We start from the raw sequence: 18,908 nt of genomic DNA, 5'->3' as shown, positions 1-18,908 counted from the left end.
AACCCGCCGCTGACGCGGCGGTTAGCTCTTTTCCACGGAACCAATCGACCCCGATGTCGTTCGCGAAATCGGTACTCTGGCGTGCAGACCGGCACTCCGTGTCGGCCTGCACCGTCTCCTGCCCCTTTCATCCGAGGACTCCAGCATGACGGCCAGGCGCGAGAGCCGCAGCGGCAAGGCCGCAGTCGAGGCCCCCGTGGTGGCGGCCGCGCTCGCCGAGCAGGCGGCGCCGACGCCGGCGAACGGCAGCGCCGGTAGCGACGAGGCGGGGCTGAAGGCCCTGCTCCATGCCCTCCAGGCCATGCGGGTCGGCGACTTCTCGATCCGCATGCCGGGTGACCAGGCCGGCCTCGCCGGCAAGATCGCCGATGTGTTCAACGATATCGCCGCCACCAACGAGCGCATGGCGAAGGAGCTGGAGCGGGTCGGCCAGGCGGTGGGGCGCGAGGGCAAGACGCGCGACCGGGTGCGCTTCGGTGCCGCGGTCGGCGCCTGGGCCGACATGGAGACCTCGGTCAACGAGCTGATCGACGATCTCCTGTGGCCCACCAAGGAGGTGACGCGCGCGGTGGCCGCGGTGGCGCAGGGCGACCTTCGGCAGACGGTGCGGCTCGAGGTCGACGGCCGCCCGCTGAAGGGCGCGTTCCTGGAATCGGCCACCATCGTCAACACCATGATCAAGCAGCTCGGGGTGTTCACCTCGGAGGTGACGCGCGTCGCCCGCGAGGTGGGAACCGAGGGCAAGCTCGGCGGCCAGGCCCAGGTGACCGAGGTCGGTGGGGTGTGGAAGGACCTCACCGACAACGTCAACTCCATGGCGTCCAATCTCACGGCGCAGGTCCGCAACATCGCCGAGGTGACCATCGCGGTCGCCAACGGCGACTTGTCGAAGAAGATCACCGTCGACGTGCGCGGCGAGATCCTTCTGCTGAAGGAGGCCATCAACACGATGGTCGATCAGCTCCGCTCGTTCGCCTCGGAGGTGACGCGCGTCGCCCGCGAGGTCGGCACCGACGGCAAGCTCGGCGGCCAGGCGCTGGTGCCCGGCGTCGCCGGCACCTGGAAGGACCTCACCGATTCGGTGAACGCCATGTGCGGCAATCTCACCGACCAGGTGCGCAACATCGCCGAGGTGACCACCGCGGTGGCGCGCGGCGATCTCTCGCGCAAGATCACCGTCGACGTGCGCGGCGAGATCCTGGAGCTGAAGGACACCATCAACACCATGGTGGACCAGCTCAACGGCTTCGCCTCGGAGGTGACGCGCGTCGCCCGCGAGGTGGGCACCGACGGCAAGCTCGGCGGCCAGGCCGAGGTGCGCGGCGTCGCCGGCACCTGGAAGGACCTCACCGACAGCGTCAACTCGATGGCCGGCAATCTCACCGCCCAGGTGCGCAACATCGCCGAGGTGGCGACCGCCATCGCCAGCGGCGACCTGTCGCGCAAGATCACCGTCGATGTGCGCGGCGAGATCCTGGAGCTGAAGGAGACCCTCAACACGATGGTCGACCAGCTCCGCGCCTTCGCGTCGGAGGTGACGCGCGTCGCCCGCGAGGTGGGCACCGAGGGGCGGCTCGGCGGCCAGGCCAACGTGCCGGGGGTCGCCGGCACCTGGAAGGATCTCACCGACAACGTCAACCTGCTCGCCGCCAATCTCACCACCCAGGTGCGCAATATCGCCGAGGTGACCACCGCGGTGGCGCGCGGCGATCTCTCGCGCAAGATCACCGTGGACGTGCAGGGCGAGATCCTGGAGCTGAAGGACACCATCAACACCATGGTGGACCAGCTCAACGGCTTCGCCTCGGAGGTGACGCGCGTCGCCCGCGAGGTGGGCACCGAAGGCAAGCTCGGCGGTCAGGCACAAGTGCCGGGCGTGGCGGGCACTTGGAAGGACCTCACCGACAGCGTCAACTTCATGGCGTCGAACCTCACCGCGCAGGTCCGCAACATCGCCGAGGTGGCGACCGCCATCGCGGGCGGCGACCTTTCCAAGAAGATCACCGTGGACGTGCGCGGCGAGATCCTGCTGCTCAAGGAGACGCTGAACACCATGGTGGAGCAGCTCCGCTCGTTCGCCTCGGAGGTGACGCGCGTCGCCCACGAGGTGGGCGTCGAAGGGCGACTCGGCGGCCAGGCGGTGGTGCCCGGCGCCGCCGGCACCTGGAAGGACCTCACAGGCAACGTCAACCTGCTGGCCGCCAACCTGACCAACCAGGTGCGCGCCATCGCCGAGGTGGCGACCGCGGTGACCAAGGGCGACCTCACCCGCTCGATCCAGGTGGAGGCGCGCGGCGAGGTGGCGCAGCTCAAGGACAACATCAACACGATGATCGACAACCTGCGCCTCACCACCGAGCGCAACACCGAGCAGGACTGGCTGAAGACCAACCTCGCCCGCTTCACCAATATGCTCCAGGGCCAGCGCGATCTCGCCACCGTCGGCCGGCTGCTGCTCGACGAGCTGACGCCGCTGGTCGAGGCCCAGCGCGGCGTCATCTATCAGATGGAGAGCGAGGAGCAGACGCCGCGCCTGCGCCTGCTGTCGGCCTATGCGGACGGCATCGGCAATGGCCATCCGACCCAGCTCGCGCCGGGCGAGGGCCTGGCCGGCCAATGCGCCCGCGACAAGCGGCGGCTGCTCGTCGCCGACGTGCCGCCGGACGCGCCGCCGATCGCCTCCGCCCTGTTCCGCGCGACGCCCCGCAACATCGTGGTGCTGCCGGTGCTGTTCGAGAACGAGGTGAAGGCGGTGATCGAGCTCGCCTCGCTCGCCACCTTCAAGCCGCTCCAGATCGCCTTCCTGGAGCAGCTCACCGCCTCGATCGGCATCGTCCTCAACTCGATCGAGGCGACCATGCAGACCGAGGGCCTGCTGGAGCAGTCGCAGCAGCTCGCCGCCGAGCTGCAAGCGCAGCAGCGCGAGCTTCAGCAGACCAACGAGCAGCTCGAGCAGAAGGCCCAGCAGCTCGCCGAGCGCAACGTCGAGGTGGAACGCAAGAACCAGGAGATCGAGCACGCCCGCCGTGCCCTGGAGGAGAAGGCGGCCGAGCTCGCCCTCACGTCGAAGTACAAGTCCGAGTTCCTGGCCAACATGTCGCACGAGCTGCGCACGCCGCTGAACTCGATCCTCATCCTCGGTCAGCAGCTCGCCGAGAACCCCGACGGCAACCTGTCGCCCCGCCAGGTGGAGTTCGCCCGCACCATCCACGGCGCCGGTACCGACCTCCTCAATCTCATCAGCGACATTCTCGACCTCTCCAAGATCGAGTCCGGCACCGTCACGGTGGAGGCCGAGGAGCTGCTGTTCGGCGACCTGCTCGATGCCGTCGCGCGCCCGTTCCGCCACGAGGCGGAGACGCGGCAGCTCGCTTTCTCGGTCGCGGCGGGCGCCGATGTCGGCCGCAGCATCGTCACCGATCCGAAACGCCTCCAGCAGGTGCTGAAGAACCTCCTTTCCAACGCCTTCAAGTTCACCGAGCGCGGCTCGGTGCGCCTCTCCGCGGTGCGTGCCACCGCCGGCTGGACACCGAGCCACCCGGTGCTCAGCCGGGCGCCGGCCGTGGTCGCCTTCGAGGTGGCGGACACCGGCATCGGCATTCCGGCCGACAAGCAGAAGATCGTGTTCGAGGCGTTCCAGCAGGCCGACGCCTCGACCAGCCGCCGCTTCGGCGGCACCGGCCTCGGGCTGGCCATCAGCCGCGAGCTCGCATCGCTGCTCGGCGGCGAGATCCAGCTCCACAGCACGCCGGGCGTCGGCAGCACCTTCGTGCTCTACCTGCCGGCGCGCTACAGCGGCCCGGCGACGGCGCTGCCGCTGCCGGCGCTGCCGTCGCGGCGGCCACAGCCGGCGCTGGCTTCGCCACTCGCGGCCGCCGGCGCTGTGCCGCAAACCGCCGGCGAGCCCCCCCACCCGATCGAGACCATCGCGGACGATCGCGAGACGCTGGCGCCCGGCGACACCGTGCTCCTGATCGTCGAGGACGACGTCGCCTATGCGCGGGTGATCGCCGATCTGGCCCGTGCCCGCGGCTTCAAGGTGCTGGTCGCCAGCCGCGGCGCCGAGGTGCTGGAGCTGGCGCGCCGCCATCACCCCACCGCCGTGTCGCTCGACGTGCACCTCCCCGACATGCTCGGCTGGAGCGTGCTGGTCCGCCTCAAGCAGGACCCGCTGACCCGCCATATCCCGGTCCAGGTGGTCACCGTCGACGACGATCGCCAGCACGGGCTCGCCCGCGGCGCCTTCGCGTTCATCCGCAAGCCGACCACCACCGAGGGCATCGCGGCGGCGCTGGCCCGGCTCGAAGCCTATGCGGCCTCGCGGCGCAAGCGGCTGCTGATCGTCGACGACGACGCGGCCGAGCGCACCGCCGTGGCGGCCCTGCTCGGCGACGACGATATCGAGATCACCGAGGCGGAGAGTGGGCGCGACGCGCTCGGGCTGATGGGGCGGGAGCCGTTCGACGGCGTCGTGCTCGACCTGCGGCTCCCCGACATGTCGGGCTTCGCGGTGCTGGAGGCGATGTCGAGCAATCCCGCCCTCGCCGAGCTGCCGGTGGTGGTGTTCACCGGGCGGGCGCTGACCGCCGAGGAGGATACCAGGCTACGCGGGCTCGCCCGCGGCATCGTGGTCAAGGGCGTCGAGTCGCCCGAGCGCCTGCTCGACGAGACCGCCATGATGCTCCATCGCGAGATCGCCCGGCTGTCGCCCGACAAGCAGCGCATGCTGGAGCGCCTGCACGGCTCCGACGAGCATCTCGTCGGCCGCACCGTGCTGCTGGTCGACGACGACGCCCGCAACATCTTCGCGCTGTCGAGCGTGCTGGAGCGGCGCGGGATGCGGGTGCTGGCCGCCACCACGGGCCGCGAGGCGATCGAGACCATCGAGACCACGCCCGATCTCGCCATCGTGCTGATGGACATCATGATGCCCGAGATGGACGGCTACCAGACCATGGAGCGCATTCGCCGCGACCCGCGTTTCGGCCGGCTGCCGATCGTCGCGCTCACCGCCAAGGCCATGAAGGGCGACCGCGAGAAATGCCTGGAGGCCGGCGCCTCCGACTACCTGGCCAAGCCCGTCAACACCGAGCAGCTCCTGTCCGCCCTGCGCATGTGGCTGCACCGCTGAAGGTCGCCATGGAGAGCACCGAGCCCGTCAACATCCTGCTGGTCGACGACCAGCCCGCCAAGCTCCTGAGCTATGAGGTCATCCTGCGTGATCTCGGCGAGCGGCTGATCACCGCGAGCTCGGCCGGCGAAGCGCTCGGCCATCTGCTCCGCCACGAGATCGCGGTCGTGCTGGTCGATGTCTGCATGCCGGATCTGGACGGCTTCGAGCTCGCCCGCATGATCCGCGAGCATCCGCGCTTCGAGCGCACCGCCATCATCTTCATCTCGGCCGTGCATCTCACCGATGCCGACCGGGTGCGCGGCTACGAGATGGGGGCGGTCGACTACGTGCCGGTGGTGCCGGAGGTGCTGCGCGCCAAGGTGCGGATCTTCGTCGAGCTGTTCCGCAAGACCCGCCAGCTGGAGACGCTGGCCCGCGACCTGGAGCAGCGGGTGGCGGAACGCACCGCCGCGCTCGCCGCCTCGACGGCCCGCCTGATGGAGAGCGAGCGCCGCCGCTCGGTCGCGCTGGAGGCGGGCCAGATGGGCTCGTGGGACTGGGACGTGCGCACCGGCGAGTGCGTGTGGGACCCCGGCCAGTACCGCATCTTCGGCGTCGAGCCCGAGACCTTCGTGCCGACCTTCGACCGCATCCGCCCGATGATCCATCCCGACGATCTCCGGCGCCTGCACGCGCTGATCGAGGCGGGCGGCGAGTGCCAGACCTTCCAGGCCGAGGTGCGCATCGTGCGTCCCGACGGCGAGGAGCGATGGTGCGTGTGCGCCGCCGCGGTCACCTGCGACGATGCCGGCGAGGCCGTGCGGGTGAGCGGCGTCACCCTCGACATCACCGATCGCAAGCAGGCCGAGGAGCGCCAGCTCCTCCTCGCCCGCGAGGTCGATCATCGCGCCCGCAATGCGCTCGCCATCGTCCAGGCGATCGTGCGGCTCACCGCGGCGACCAGCCCGCACAGCTACGTGGCCTCGGTGGAGGGCCGCATTCGCGCGCTCGCCCAGGCCCACACGCTGCTGTCGGAATCGCGATGGAAAGGCGCCGACGTGCGCCGCCTCGTCGACGAGGAGCTGGAGCCCTACCGCCACGGCGCACGGCACCTCACCACCGAGGGACCGACCGTCTATCTGCCGCCGGACCGCGCCCAGGTGCTCGCTTTGGCGCTGCACGAGCTGGCGACCAACTCGGTCAAGTACGGGGCACTGTCGGCCGAGACCGGGTCGCTCGCGGTCGACTGGCAGGTCGCCGACGACCTCATGGTGCTGCGCTGGACCGAGACCGGCGGACCGCCGGTGCGCCCGCCGCAGTCGCGCGGCTTCGGCACCCGCATCCTCGAATCGAGCGTCAATCAGCAGATCAACGGCCGCGTCACCCTCGATTGGCGGGAGAGCGGCCTGGTCTGCTCGCTGGTCATCCCCATCGGTGAGCGGCCGGACCAGCCGGTCGGCGAAGAGACCGCTCCAGAGACCGCCGACAGCCACACACCCGAGCCGGCCGGCGCACCGGCCGCGCTGCGGGTCCTGCTGGTCGAGGACGAGGCGCTGATCGGCATGATGATGCACGACCTGCTGATCGATCTGGGCGTCGCCGTGGTGGGGCCGGTGCGATCGGTGGCCGAGGCGAGCTCCGCGGTGGCGGCCGGCGAGTTCGACTGCGCCATCCTGGATCTCAATCTCGGGCAGGAGACCGTCTACCCGGTCGCCGCGACATTGAAGCGGAAGGGCGTGCCGATCCTGTTCGCCACCGGCTATGACAGCGAGAGCGTCGACCGCGCCTTCGCGGACGTGCCGGTGATGCAGAAGCCGGTGGCCCGAGAAACGCTCGCCGACATGCTCCGCGACCACCTCGCGGCGGCGACACCCGGCATGGCGGCGCCCCCCTCGGAGCCGCCGCAGCGAACCTCCCGGCGCCGGGCGGCCCGGCTCGGCACCGCCTGAACGCGGCAGCCCCCGGCGGGCGGACCGCCGGGGGCTGCGCGATGGCGCCGTTCAGCCGGCTTTCCGCAACGCGGTCACCTGACGGGCCGCCTGGCGATCGGCGCGCCGCTCCGGCCCCTTGTAGTTCGGATCGTCGTGATGGCGGCGATTGAGCGGCCCGGTGCGCACGCTGAGCAGGAAGGCCCGCACCTCCTCCTTCAGCTTGCCGCCCTCCTTGGCCAGCATCGCGGCGGACGAGCGGACCTGCTCGGACGCCGTCTCGGTCGCGTTGGCGCCGCGGCTGACCTCGACGATGTTGCGCGCCACCTCGGCGGTGCCCTGCGACGCCTGCTGGATGTTGCGCGCCACCTCGTGGGTGGCGGCGCCCTGCTCCTCCACCGCCGCCGCGATCGCCGAGGCGATCTCGGAGATGCGGCCGATGGTGCTGCCGATCTCCTTGATGGCGACGACCGAGTCCTGGGTCGCCTGCTGCATGCCGGCGATCTGGGCGCCGATCTCGCCGGTGGCCTTGCCGGTCTGGGCGGCGAGCGCCTTGACCTCCTGGGCCACCACCGCAAAGCCCTTGCCGGCCTCGCCGGCACGAGCCGCCTCGATGGTGGCGTTGAGGGCCAGCAGGTTGGTCTGCTCGGCGATCGCCGTGATCAGCTTGACCACGTCGCCGATGCGGCCGGCGGCCTGCGACAGCTCGCCGATGCGGGCGTCGGTCTTCTCCGCCTGGCGCACCGCGTCGCCGGCGATGCGGGTCGACTCGGCCACCTGGCGGCTGATCTCGGTCACCGAAGCAGCCATTTCCTGGCCGCCGGAGGCAACCGACTGCACGTTGGCGGACGCCTCCTCGGAGGCCGCCGCCACCGTGGTGGAGAGATCGCGCGTCGTCTGGGCCGTCTTGGTCAGGGTCGTCGCCGCGGTCTCCAGCTCGTTCGAGGCGGTGGACACCACACCGATGATCTCGCCCACGGCCGACTCGAAGTCGTCGGCGATCTTGTGGATGGCGGACTGGCGCTCGGCGGCCGCGCGTTCGTCGGCAGCCGCCTGCTCGGAGCGCATCTTCGCCATCTCCTGGCCATTGCGCTTGAACACCTAGACCGTGCGGGCAATCATGCCCACCTCGTCCTTGCGCGCGGTGCCGATGAGCTCGGCGTCGTAGTCGCCGCCGGCGAGGCGCTCCATGGTGGCAATGATCCGCGTGATGGGCGCGACGACGGTGGTCTGGACCACCACGACGATGATGGCGATCACCACCGCGAGCGACAGCGCAAGTGCGATCGCCGTCATCTTGACGGTGCCGTAGGTGTCCGCGGTCGCGGCGTCGGATTCCTCGTTCATGGCCTTGTCGGCGTCCGCCACCAAGGCGCGGAAGTCGGCGCGGATCGGGTCGAGCTGACGGGTCACCACCATGGCGGCGGCGGTCGCGGCGGCTCGATCGCTGGCCAGTACCGCGTTCTGGAGAGCCGGATAATCGCGCGCCATGGCATCGACCCGGCCGCGCAGCTGATCGAGCCGCGCCGCGAATTTCGGAAGCAGCTTCTTGGCATGCTCCATCACATCACGAAACTCCCGTACCGTGTCGTTCGTCTCGTCGATCAGCTTTTTCGCCGTGGCGATGTCGGTCTCGCCTTCCATTCGCCAGGTCAGACGGCCGAAGTTGACCACCAGCAGGTTGGCGCGAGACGCCGACTGGATGCCCTCCGCCGTGTTGGCGATGAGCCGAGAATAAGCATCGTCGATGGACATCATCTGGACGGAGACGTACCAGATGGCGCCGGCCACCATCGCGCCGAGCAGGCCGATGCAGGCCAGGACCTTGGTGAGGATGCGCATGTTGGACAGTGTCATGGACTAGCCCCGTCGAACCTGTTTCCGTGATCAGCGAGCGGGCGGCGAAAGGGCAGGCCGGATCGGCCTACGCCACCCGCACCAAGGTTAGCCCGCGATATTCAACCCTGCATAAGCAACCCGCCCCTTCACAGATCCCATTGGTTGCCCGGAAGCCTTAAAGGGAACTTAAGATCGGCCCTTTTTAGCCGAAGCGGAACATTACTTACGCCCAAAGGTGCTAATTTATCGAAATACCACGGAACCGGACAATCATACTATCCGTCCGGACCAGGGCGGCCCGACCCGCCGCGATGGAGCACGACGACGCCGACGATCCCGGAGCGGAACCGCCCCATGACCCGCGGGTTGACGGCACGACGACGCGCCGGCCGCATCACGACAGCCCGCGCGTCCGTGACATGCGAGGCCACCATGAAAGACACCGAGAAAGACACCGACGACTCCGAGCGCGTGTGGGACCTGATGAAGAAGGTCGGCATCTGCATGCTGGCGACGCGCGACGGCGCACTGATCCGGGCTCGGCCGATGGGGGCCTATGTTCGGCGCGAGGAGAACGCCGTGTACTTTCTCACCGACGCCCGCCGCCACAAGGACGACGAGATCGCCCGCGATCCGCACGTGTGCTTGGCCTTTGCGGATTCGCGCGGGCAGACCTATGTGTCGCTCACCGGCCGCGCGACCATCTCGGCGGACCGTGACAAGATCCGGGAGCTGTTCACGACCCCTGCCAAAGCATGGTGGGACAGCGCCGACGATCCCAACATCCGCGTCCTCACCGTGACGCCGAACGATGCCGAATACTGGGACTCGCCCGGCACGGTGGTGAGCTACATCAAGATGGCGGCGGCGGCGATGACCAATACCCGCCCGGCGCTCGGCGACAACAAGAAGGTTGCCCTATAAGGGAGCTGCACCGATGTCCCGTCTCGGGGTTCGAGCGGGACATCGGTCAACCTCACCTACATTGAATAGAGAGTGGCGTCGCATGAGCCTCCGAGATGGACGCGATGGCTCGGTTCGGCCCTCGCTCATGCGCCGTAGCAAGTCGGCGTAGCGGCCGCCGCTCACGCCACCCCCGCCGACGCCGGATTGCGCAACAGCTCCTGAAGCAGCGGATTGGGAAAGCGGCGCGCCACCGTGACGCCGTAGAAGCCTTCCGTCAGACCCGGAAGGCTTTCCAGCTCCACCAGCGCGCCGCTGTCCAGCTCGTCGCGCACCACGATCGGCGGCAGCACCGCGAGCCCGACGCCCTCGCGGGCGATCAGCCGCATCATCGCCATGTCGTCCACCTCGGCGGCGATCTGGGGCGAGATCCCGAGCTGATCCACGAAGCCGTCGAACTTGGTGCGCAGGCCGTTGGCCTTGGTGGGCAGCACCAGCGGCAGCTCGGCGAGGCAGCGACGGAGCGGCAGCCGCGCGGGGCACAGCGCCGGCGCGCCGACCAGGCTCACCGGCTGCTCGTCGAGCCGCCGTACCAGGAACGGCGTCAGCGCATCGGCGGCGGGCGCCTCGTTGGTCAGCACCAGATCGAGCTGAAGCGCCACCAGGGCGGAGAGCAGCTCGGCCGCGCTGCCCGACCGCAACACCACCTCGACATCGACCCGGCCCAGCACCGGCCGCAGGAACTCGAGCTGGAAGTTCCGCGACAGGGTGGCCAGCGCCCCGATGCGCAAGGGCCGGCGCTGTCGTCCGCGCTGCTGCAACGTCGCCACCAGCTCCTGCCCGGCCGTGAAGATGGCGTCGGCATGATCGAGCGCGATGCGGCCGGCCTCGGTGAGATGCAACGCCCGCCCGCGCCGCTCGAACAGCGGCTGCCCGAGGCGCCGCTCCAGTTCCCGGATCTGCGACGACAGCGCCGACTGCGAGACGTTCAGCCGCGCCGCCGCGCGGGTCAGGTTGCCGTCATGGGCGACCATCCGGAAGTAGCGGAGGTGATGGTAGTTCAGCTCGGCCATGATTCGTTTAAACAGAACGTTTCGTACATAACAATCTATTTTTATACGCCATAAGGTCGCGGTACGGCATCGCAGGATGCTCGCTCCTGCGGAGGACCTCATGTCGGCCTACCTTGTGTCGCCCTCGTTGATATCGATATCGCCCTACGTCGCGCCCCTGCTCGGCCCCCTGTCCCTGCTCGTCGTCGCCCTGGCGGCGCTCGCCGCCCCCGGGCGCCGTCCGCGGTGGCTGCTGATCGCCGCCGAGACCGCTGCCCTGTTCACCCTGGCGGTGGCGGGTGCCGCCATGGCGCTGCTCGCCGTCGCCGGACCGGGCAGCAGCCCGCTCCTCGGGGCGGGCGGCGCCGGGCTCGCGGTGCGGCTCGATGCCGTCAGCGCCACCATGATGCTGCTGGTCGCCTTCATCGGCTGGGTGGTGGTGCGCTACGCCGTGACGGCGCTGGACGGCGACGCCCGCCAGGGCGCCTTCGTCGGCTGGACGGCCGCCACGCTCGCGGCGGTGCTGCTGCTCGTCGTCGCCGGCAACCTGGTCCAGCTCGTCGCCGCCTGGGTGGCCACGAGCCTGTGCCTGCACCGGCTGCTGCTGTTCTATCCCACCCGCCCCGGCGCCATCCGGGCGGCACGAAAGAAGCTCGTGATGGTGCGCATCGGCAGCGTCGCGCTCGCGCTCGCGGCGGTGCTGCTCGGCCTCGGCTACGGCACCCTCGACATCGCGGCGATCGGCGAGGCGGCGCGCGCCGGCACGGCCTCGCCCGTCACGATCGCGGCGGCCGCCGGCATCGCGCTCGCCGCCATCCTCAAGTCGGCGCAGTTCCCCACCCATGGCTGGCTCACCGAGGTGATGGAGACGCCGACGCCGGTGTCGGCCCTGCTGCATGCCGGTGTCATCAACGCGGGCGGCTTTCTCCTGATCCGGTTCGCCGACGTCATGCTGCTCGCCCCGGTGGTCCTCGCCGTGGTCGGCGTGGTCGGCGCCGTCACGGCGCTGTTCGGCGGCATCGTCATGCTCACCCAGCCGGCCGTGAAGAACTCGCTCGCCTGGTCGACGATCGCCCAGATGGGCTTCATGATCCTCCAGTGCGGGCTGGCGCTGTTTCCGCTGGCGCTGCTGCACATCGTCGCCCACTCGCTCTACAAGGCGCACGCCTTCCTGGCCTCCGGCACGGCGGTCGAGGCCGTCGCGGCCATCCCGCGGCCCGGGCCGGTGGCGATCCCGAACGGGCGTGCCGTCACCCGCGCCTTCGCGCTGGCGCTGGTGCTCTACGTGGCGCTCGGCGCCGCGTTCGGGTTCCACGCCAAGCCCCCGCAGGCCATCGCGCTCGGCGCCATCCTGGTCTTCGGCGTCGTCTACCTGATCGCCCAGGGGCTCGCCGACAGGGCGCCGCGCGCCCTGACACTGCGGACCACGACGGCCGCAATCGGTACCTCGATCGGCTACTTCGCCCTGCAAGCCGGGGCCGAGTGGTGGACCGCCGGGGTGCTGCCCGTGGCCCCGGCGCCCGGACCGTTCGGCTGGGTGCTGATCGGTCTCCTGGTGATCGCCTTCGGCACCGTCGCGGTCGCCCAGTCGATGCTGCCCAACTGGGCCTTCCACCCCGCCGCCGCCGGCCTGCGGGTCCACGTCACCAACGGCTTCTACGCCAACGCCCTGCTCGACCGCCTGCTCGGCACCTGGACGACCCGGACCGCGCCATGACCCCGACGATCGGAGACATCCCCATGGTTCCCAGCCTCGCCCCCGCCGCTCTGGAGCCCGCCGTGCTGAACGATGCCGCGGCGCGCGCCGCCCGCCACATCCCGCCGCTGTGGCCGCTCGCCGCGACCGTCGCCGTCAACCCGTTCCTCGGGCAGAGCACCGAGACGCTCGCCACGGCCGGCGCCCGGCTGGCCCGGGTCGGCGGCGTCCCGGTGACGCAGCCGCGGGCCTGGTACCGCGACCGCATCGCCTCCGGCGCCATTACCGACCGCGATCTCGCCGGCGCACTGGCGGCGAGCCCGCACGGGCGCAAGCCCGCCGACGTCGCCGCCCTGAAGGCCGCGGCGGCCCGCCCCGCCGCCGCCCCGCAGGCGCTGCCCACCGTGGCGGACCTGGCCGGCCAGGCGACCGGCTTCGACTGGGCCGGGCTTCTCGCCGATCGGCTCGGCGTGTGGGCCGGCTCGTATTTCGATCAGGGCCAAGCTCTGTGGGGCGGCCGGCGGGACGAACCCGCGTGGTCGTCCTGGCGGGCCTTCGCGACCCACGATCTGACGCCGGAGATCCACGGCCTCACCGGCTTCGCCACCCGGGTGGCGACGGCGCCCGACGACGCCGGCGCGGCGATCGCCCGGGCGGCCGGCCGGCTCGGCCTGCCGGCGGCGGCGCTCGACACCTACTTCCACCAGCTCCTGCTGTCGCTCGGCGGCTGGTCGCAATACGCCCGCTACCGGCTGTGGCAGGCCGAACTCCAAGGGCGCTCCGACGCGACCCTGACGGATCTCCTCGCCATCCGGCTGACCTGGGAGGAGGCCCTGCACCACCGCTTCGCCGCCGAGATCGCCACGGCCTGGCCGCAGGCACGGGCCGCGCATGCCGCGCCGGTCGAGCCCGACGAGGCGCAGATCGTCGACGCCATCCTCCAGGAGGCGGTCGAGCGCGCCGCCCAGCGACGCCTCGCCGACACTCTCGCGGAGCCGGCCCTGCTGGGGAGCGGCGGGCGCCCGCTGCTGCAAGCCGCCTTCTGCATCGATGTGCGCTCGGAGGTGTTCCGACGGACGCTGGAGCAGGTCGACCCGTCGATCCGCACCCTCGGCTTCGCCGGCTTCTTCGGCGTCTTCGCCAAGCACCGGCGGTTCGCCTCGGACGTCGACGAGCTGCGGTTACCGGTGCTGCTCAACCCGACCGTCGAGTCGCGCACCGGCCACGACACGACGGCGGAGGCCGATCGCGCCGCCCGCTACAAGGCACGCGCCACGCGGGCCTTCGGCCGCTTCAAGCTCGCCGCCGTCTCGTCCTTCGCGTTCGTCGAGGCGATGGGGCCGGTCTATGTGTGGAAGAACTGGCGCGATGCGCTCGGCCTCGCGGCCGCGCCGGGCGGCGCGGAGCCGGCGCCGCGGTTCGCGCCCGACCTCGATCGACAAGCGCGGATCGACGCCGCCGAGACGGTGCTGCGGGCGATGTCGCTGACGAGCGGCTTCGGCCGCGTCGTCCTGCTGGTCGGGCACGGCGCCACGGTGGTCAACAACCCGCATGCGAGCGCGCTGCATTGCGGCGCCTGCGGCGGCTACACCGGCGACGTCAACGCGCGGCTGCTCGCCGGGCTGCTCGGCAGCCCCGGCGTCCGCGAGGGGCTCGCCACGCGGGGCATCGTGGTTCCGCCCGACACCGTCTTCGTCGCGGCGCTGCACGACACCACCACGGACGCGGTGACGCTCTACGACACCGAGGCGGCGGCCGCGACCCATGCGGCCGATCTCGACCGCGTCCGCGGCTGGCTCGCCACCGCCGGACGGGCGGCCCGGGCCGAGCGGGCGCTGAAGCTGCCGGGCGCCGCATCGGAGTCCGATCTGCCCGGGCGGGCCCGCGACTGGGCCGAGCAGCGCGCCGAGTGGGGCCTCGCGGGCTGTGCGGCCTTCATCGCGGCGCCACGCTCCCGCACCGTCGGGCGCGGCCTCGCCGGGCGCGCCTTCCTGCACGATTACGAGTGGCGCCAGGACAGCGCCAAGGGTTTTCCGGTGCTGGAGCTGATCATGACGGCGCCCGTGGTGGTGGCGAGCTGGATCGCGCTCCAGTACTACGGCTCGACGGTGGCGCCCGCCACCTTCGGGGCCGGCGACAAGCTCCTGCACAACGTGGTGGGCGGCATCGGCGTGTTCGAGGGGAACGGCGGGCTGCTGCGCGCCGGGCTGCCGATGCAGTCGGTGCACGACGGCGAGGACTTCGTCCACGAGCCGCTGCGGCTCGCCGTCTGCATCGAGGCACCGGCCGAGGCGATGACGGCGATTCTCGGCCGCCACGACGACGTCCGCGCGCTGTTCGACAACCGCTGGCTCCATCTGTTCGCGATGGACGCGGAAGGGCGGCTGGCGCGCCGCTACATCGGCGACCTGCAATGGGAGCCGATCGCGGGAGCCGCGGCACCACCGAGCCGCAAGGCGGTGGCATGAGGCGAAGGGCGGCGCCGTTCCGTGCGGGCGGCGTCGCCCTCGTCCCCGAGGAGTGGCCGGCGCGGTGGCGCCCGCGCAGCCGCCTCGCATCGACGGCGTACGGCGCCGCCGCGGCTGGCGGCCTCGAACTGTCGACATACCTTTTTTCGACAGTGGTATCTCACCGCTTGCTCCGCGGCGAATACGCAATTTGACCGATCCGAGTTTCGCGGCGCCATGGGGTTTACGTCATCTTTCGTTAAGGACTTGCGCCGAGCCTCGTCTGTGACTTCCGAGGACATATGCCATCGGCTGTCGGCCCTTTTTCCCCACGCAACCAGGCTCCCGCCATGTTGAAGCGCTTCAGCGACATCAAGACGCTATGGAAGGTGTCCGCCGCCTTCGCTCTCCTGTTTCTTGCGAGCGTTCTGGTCAGCGGTGTGACGTGGATCGTCACCGGCAAGCTCGAATCGGCTGCGGCGATGACGGAGCATACCTATAAGGTTCTCATGCGCGTCGACGCGCTCGTCGCCGCCATGGTCGATCGCGAAACCGGCGTGCGGGGCTATCTGCTGTCGGCCGAGCCGCGCTTTCTCGAACCGCTGCGGGCCGGCGAGGCAACCTATGACAAGACGCTCTCCGATGTCCGGAGATTGACGGCGGATAACCCGGCCCAGCAGCGCCGGTTCGACGAACTCGACGGGCTGGTTCAGAAATGGAAGCAGGCCGTTTCCGATCGAGCCCAGTCGATTCTGCAAAATCCGGCCCGGCTCGACGAGGCCCGCCAGATCGAGCTGTCCGGCGCCGGCAAGACCTTCATGGACGGCATCCGTGCGAAGGCGAAGGAGATCGCCGGGGTCGAGATGGGGCTGCTCGCCGAACGCAGCGGTGCCGCCGCCGCGGCCGGATGGCTGGCCCGCGCCACGATGATCGCCGGCTCTGTGCTGATGCTGCTGCTGATCGCTGCGGCGTTGTGGATTCTGAACCTGTCGCTGGTTCGGCCGATGGTCGACATCAGCCGGGTGATGCAGGCCGTCGCGAACGGCGAGCAGGCGACCGTCGTCGGCGGCGAGCGCGGCGACGAGGTGGGCGATATCGCCCGCGCGTTCGAGCGCAACTCCGAGGCGCATGGCGCGCCTGGCGCAACAGCAGCGCGAGGCCGACGAACAGGCGGTGGTCGCGCGCCGGCGGGAGATGTTGACGCTCGCCGATCGCTTCGACTCCACCGTCGGCGGGATCGTCCAGACCGTCTCCAGCGCGTCCGGCGACCTCGAGCGGGCCGCGACCTCGCTCACCCGGACGGCGGAAACGACGCAGACCCTATCCACCGCGGTTGCCGCCGCCTCGGAGCAGGCTTCGGCGAACGTACAGTCCGTCGCCTCGGCCACCAACGAGATGTCCTCGTCGGTCGGCGAGATCAGCCGGCAGGTGGCGGAGTCCTCCCGCATCGCCGGCGAAGCGGTCAAGCAAGCGCAGAGGACGGACGCTCAGATCGGCGAGCTGTCCCAGGCCGCCAACCGGATCGGCGACGTGATCAAGCTGATCACCGCGATCGCCGAGCAGACCAACCTGCTCGCTCTCAACGCCACCATCGAGGCGGCGCGCGCCGGCGAGGCCGGCAAGGGCTTCGCCGTGGTGGCCCAGGAAGTCAAAGCGCTCGCGGCGCAGACCGGCAAGGCGACCGGCGACATCGCCGGGCAGATCTCCGGGATGCAGACCGCCACCCAGATCGCCGTCGGCGCCATCAAGGAGATCGGCGGCACCATCAAGCAGATCTCGGAGATCTCGAGCAGCATCGCGGCGGCGATCGAGGAGCAGGGCGCCGCCACCCAGGAGATCGCCCGCAACGTCCAGCAAGCCGCCCAGGGCACCACCCAGGTGGCGGACAACATCTCGCAGGTGAACCGGGGTGCCGGCGAGACCGGCTCGGCCGCCGCCCAGGTGCTGTCGTCGGCGGGGTCGCTCGCCGCCGAGAGCCAGCGCCTGAGAACCGAGATCGGCTCGTTCCTGTCCACCATCCGGGCCGCATAGGCGGGGTCCGGTCCGTCGAGATCGCACCCCGCTGGGACGAGCGGAGTCCGACGGCCGTATAAAAGCATGCCCCCTTTGATGTCATGCAACCAGAGCACGCGCCGCCGATTTGGCGGCGCCGAGCGCAACAGCGGACTCGGGCTCGAAGGGGAGAACAATCCGGCGCAGAAGGTCGACCAAAAGGTCTAATCCGCCCCGTATTTCACACTATTGACCAGTCGACGCCTCCGTAGTTGCCTCGCGAGTGCCTCGCACGAGCCGACCGGGAGACGAGTCATGATCGCCGGCCTGCCGATTGATACATTCACGTCCCTTCATGTGATCATCAGCCTGATCGGGGTTCTGTCGGGGATCGCTGCGATGGTTGGAATGGCGGCAGGTCTCCGCGTGGCCGGCCTGACCTTCGTCTTCCTGACCACCACGCTCCTCACCAGCCTCACCGGGTTCCTGTATCCCGCGAATGCCGTCGGCATTCGACATGTGATCGGCGTGGCGTCGGTCGCCTTGCTGACTTTGGCGGCGATCGCACTCTACGGGGCGAAGCTCAAAGGCGGTTGGCGCCCGGCCTATGTCGTTGCAGCCCTGTGCGCGCTCTGGTTCAACACCGCGGCCGCGGTGGTGCAGGCGTTCCTCAAGATCCCGCTTCTCTCGGAATGGGCCGGAGAGGACACGCAAGCCTGGATACTGACTCTCGAGGTGGGGCTCGGTGGCGTGTTCGTTCTCGTCGGCGCGCTCGCCTTGTGCCGACGGCCCGCAGGCTATCGCCCCTGGGCCGACCAGGATCGACCGACGGCTCCGCTGGACGTCGTGCTCCGCGTCCCCCATCCGCAATAGCGATGCTCAGCCGCCGGTCACGCTCATGTGGCGGGCGAGGGCCGGGCGCTTGCGGCGGCGATCGATGACGAAGTCGTGGCCCTTCGGCTTGCGGGCGATGGCGGCGTCGAGCGCCGCGTGCAGCGTCGCCTCGTCCGGCGCGGCGCGCAGCACGGCGCGTAAATCCGCGGCATCCTCCTGGCCGAGGCACATGACCAGCATGCCCGTGCAGGTGAGGCGCACCCGGTTGCACGATTCGCAGAAGGTGTGGGTCAGCGGCGTGATGAAGCCGAGCCGCCCGCCGGTCTCGGCGACCCTCACATAGCGGGCCGGCCCGCCGGTGCGGTCGTCGATCTCGATGAGAGTGAAGCGCTCGGCCAGCCGCGCCCGCACGGTGGACAGCGGCAGGTACTGATCGAGCCGGTTCTCGCCGATGTCGCCGAGCGGCATCACCTCGATGAGGGTGAGATCGATACCTTCGCCGTGCGCCCACACCATCAGGTCGCCAAGTTCGTGCTCGTTGACACCCTTCAGCGCGACGGCATTGATCTTCACCCGCAGGCCGACCCGCTGCGCCGCCGCGATGCCGGCCTTCACCTGGTCGAGTTCGCCCCAGCGGGTGATGTCCCGGAACGTCTTCGGATCGAGCGTGTCGAGCGAGACGTTGATGCGGCGCACCCCGCAATCGATCAGCGCCGCCGCATGCTTGTCCAACTGCGAGCCGTTGGTGGTGAGCGTCAGCTCGTCGAGCGCGCCCGTCGCGAGATGGCGTGACAGCGCCCGGAACAACGTCATGATGCCGCGTCGGACCAGCGGCTCGCCGCCGGTGATGCGCAGCTTGCGGGTGCCGCGCGCGACGAAGGCGGCGCACAGCCGGTCCAGCTCCTCCAGCGTCAGGATGTCGGCCTTCGGCAGGAATCTCATGTGCTCCGACATGCAGTAGACGCAGCGCAGATCGCAGCGGTCCGTGACCGAGACGCGCAGATACGTGATGGCGCGACCGAACGGGTCGACCAGCGTCGGTGATGCCGGTTTCGTGTGTGCTGCCGGAAGGCCGATCGGAACCATCGTGCCGTGCATGAGACC

The 18,908-nt window shown here is 70.1% G+C and carries 11 protein-coding genes and 1 pseudogene; 8 read left to right on the top strand and 4 right to left on the bottom strand.

Features of this window, described 5'->3' with window-relative positions; translation table 11 throughout:
* Positions 1-145: 145 nt before the first annotated feature.
* Positions 146-5,131 carry a response regulator gene (locus tag ACFQUV_RS16395; protein ID WP_129611717.1) on the top strand — a complete coding sequence of 1,662 codons (4,986 nt, stop codon included), beginning with the start codon at positions 146-148 and terminating at the stop codon, positions 5,129-5,131.
* Between the two features lie 8 nt (positions 5,132-5,139).
* Positions 5,140-7,062: a response regulator gene (locus ACFQUV_RS16390; protein ID WP_129611716.1), complete on the top strand. Its 1,923-nt coding sequence runs from the start codon at positions 5,140-5,142 to the stop codon at positions 7,060-7,062.
* 51 nt (positions 7,063-7,113) lie between these two features.
* Here ACFQUV_RS16390 and ACFQUV_RS16385 read toward each other — a convergent pair whose 3' ends face one another.
* On the bottom strand, positions 7,114-8,142 hold the full coding sequence (locus ACFQUV_RS16385) for a methyl-accepting chemotaxis protein (protein WP_244601777.1): 1,029 nt from the start codon (positions 8,140-8,142) through the stop codon (positions 7,114-7,116).
* A complete protein-coding gene (locus tag ACFQUV_RS16380; protein ID WP_244601776.1) occupies positions 8,143-8,898 on the bottom strand; it encodes a HAMP domain-containing protein in 756 nt (251 codons plus the stop codon).
* Between the two features lie 414 nt (positions 8,899-9,312).
* Between ACFQUV_RS16380 and ACFQUV_RS16375 the strand changes: the two genes are divergently transcribed.
* Positions 9,313-9,804: a pyridoxamine 5'-phosphate oxidase family protein gene (locus tag ACFQUV_RS16375; RefSeq protein WP_129611715.1), complete on the top strand. Its 492-nt coding sequence runs from the start codon at positions 9,313-9,315 to the stop codon at positions 9,802-9,804.
* 161 nt (positions 9,805-9,965) lie between these two features.
* Here the strand turns inward: ACFQUV_RS16375 and ACFQUV_RS16370 are convergent, their stop codons facing one another.
* Positions 9,966-10,856 carry a LysR family transcriptional regulator gene (locus ACFQUV_RS16370; RefSeq protein ID WP_129611714.1) on the bottom strand — a complete coding sequence of 297 codons (891 nt, stop codon included), beginning with the start codon at positions 10,854-10,856 and terminating at the stop codon, positions 9,966-9,968.
* 100 nt (positions 10,857-10,956) lie between these two features.
* On the opposite strand from ACFQUV_RS16370, the gene ACFQUV_RS16365 reads away from it, so the two are divergent.
* From ACFQUV_RS16365 to ACFQUV_RS16345, 5 genes and pseudogenes are all read left to right on the top strand, one after another.
* The gene (locus tag ACFQUV_RS16365; protein WP_207211631.1) at positions 10,957-12,552 is read left to right on the top strand and encodes a proton-conducting transporter membrane subunit; all 1,596 of its coding nucleotides are present in this window, start codon (positions 10,957-10,959) and stop codon (positions 12,550-12,552) included.
* A gap of 23 nt (positions 12,553-12,575) precedes the next feature.
* Positions 12,576-14,999 (top strand): YbcC family protein, encoded by a 2,424-nt coding sequence (locus tag ACFQUV_RS16360; protein WP_129611713.1) that lies wholly within the window; start codon positions 12,576-12,578, stop codon positions 14,997-14,999.
* 281 nt (positions 15,000-15,280) lie between these two features.
* Positions 15,281-16,039: pseudogene (locus ACFQUV_RS16355) on the top strand (CHASE3 domain-containing protein); the annotation flags it as partial.
* Positions 16,040-16,106: 67 nt separating this feature from the next.
* Positions 16,107-17,009 carry a methyl-accepting chemotaxis protein gene (locus tag ACFQUV_RS16350; protein ID WP_207211630.1) on the top strand — a complete coding sequence of 301 codons (903 nt, stop codon included), beginning with the start codon at positions 16,107-16,109 and terminating at the stop codon, positions 17,007-17,009.
* A 276-nt stretch (positions 17,010-17,285) separates the two neighbouring features.
* A complete protein-coding gene (locus ACFQUV_RS16345) occupies positions 17,286-17,843 on the top strand; it encodes a hypothetical protein (RefSeq protein WP_129611712.1) in 558 nt (185 codons plus the stop codon).
* 6 nt (positions 17,844-17,849) lie between these two features.
* On the opposite strand, the gene moaA is transcribed toward ACFQUV_RS16345, so the two are convergent.
* Positions 17,850-18,890 (bottom strand): GTP 3',8-cyclase MoaA, encoded by a 1,041-nt coding sequence (moaA, locus tag ACFQUV_RS16340; protein WP_129611730.1) that lies wholly within the window; start codon positions 18,888-18,890, stop codon positions 17,850-17,852.
* Positions 18,891-18,908 lie beyond the last annotated feature (18 nt).

This window comes from Rhodoplanes sp. P11 (genome assembly GCF_964266735.1).
GTDB classification, from domain to species: domain Bacteria; phylum Pseudomonadota; class Alphaproteobacteria; order Rhizobiales; family Xanthobacteraceae; genus Rhodoplanes; species Rhodoplanes serenus.
The sequence above is the reverse complement of the archived record's forward strand: the minus strand, read 5'-3'. Positions and strand labels throughout refer to the sequence as shown.